We start from the raw sequence: 1,179 nt of genomic DNA on the forward strand, positions 1-1,179 counted from the left end.
GAAACCGCCGGCACGAAACCGCCGGCACGGCACCGCTTCAGACCCGCGCCGGTCCGTCGCCCGAGCCGCGCGCCTGCTGTCGGCGAAATCTCGCCGGCAGCAGGCATAAGCTTTTCCGGCATTATTCCAGAACTATCCAGTATTGTCTGGGACTACGCCGTACGCCATGCCGTGTACGGCGTGGGCGAGACAGTGCCCGCTCCCGCGGGACACCGCGGAACATCACAGAGCGTATGCGCGGCGGCGGCGCCTGCGGCGGCGAACGCCGACGAGCAGCACCAGCACACCCCCGGCGGCAGCCACCCTGTTCCATCGGATGACGCGCTGCACAACCGGGCCTGCGTCAAGGCCGGCGGACAGCTCCCGCCTGTCGGCCGGGGTGCCGTAGCCGTTGCCGGTGGCGGTGGAGTCCGTGGTGATGGCGGGCGGGCCACCGAAGCCGTTCGCGATCACCTTCTGGCGCAGCTCGGCGACCCTGCCCCTGATCTGCTCGCCTGTCCGCTCAGCCACCCGCCTGGGGCTCACGAGATCGGCGATGGCGTCCAGGGTGACCGCGAGCTCGGCGCGGGTATTCTCGATCTGCTGCTGAATCGCAGCCGGGTCCTGCGGCACCGATGTCGCCCTTTCCTCCACGCGCGATGACTGCCTGGGCATATCTGTCTGGATCTTCACCGGCGCTTCCTGAATGTACCACGTCGGCTTCGCCGGACCGACAACGCCGTCGTCAGCGGCACGGCGTCGCGGTCAATGGACGGTCAATGGAGTTGTCGTCGACCCGGACAGAACACCACCGTCGAGCCCTCTCCCACATCCCACCGGATAGCCGTCCAGGCGTACCAGGATATTCGCCGGAACATGCCGGATATAACATTAATCACACCATATGATGACCATGAGCGACGGCATCGACGCCAGGGCGACGTCAGGATCTGACGACGATCGTGCCAGAAGGGCCGCCCGGATGCGCGGCAAAACAGCGGCCGAGCGGCCGAGCTCACCCGTGCCGGATCACCGTCCCCGCGTCATCGGAGATCGTTGCCGGAGAAGCCGGTCGCGTACCGTCACCAGACCGCCGTCCCGCGTCGCCGAAGATCCCGACGAGGCCCGGCCGGGGCAGCGCCCGCACCGGCCGGCACAGGCGGATACCAGCGGGCGCCGGCGGATACCGGTGGCTTACGG

The 1,179-nt window shown here is 68.2% G+C and carries 2 protein-coding genes; both read right to left on the reverse strand.

What is annotated here, in order from left to right; all coding sequences use genetic code 11:
* Nucleotides 1-222 precede the first annotated feature (222 nt).
* Entirely contained in the window at nucleotides 223-612 is a 390-nt protein-coding gene (locus NBW84_RS22450; protein ID WP_250287192.1) for a DUF3618 domain-containing protein, read from the reverse strand.
* A gap of 382 nt (nucleotides 613-994) precedes the next feature.
* Nucleotides 995-1,179: hypothetical protein (locus NBW84_RS22455; RefSeq protein ID WP_250287193.1), on the reverse strand; the 185-nt coding region annotated here is incomplete at its 5' end.

The sequence above is a fragment of the Protofrankia sp. CiP1_Cm_nod2 genome (genome assembly GCF_920664355.1).
Taxonomy (GTDB): domain Bacteria; phylum Actinomycetota; class Actinomycetes; order Frankiales; family Frankiaceae; genus Protofrankia.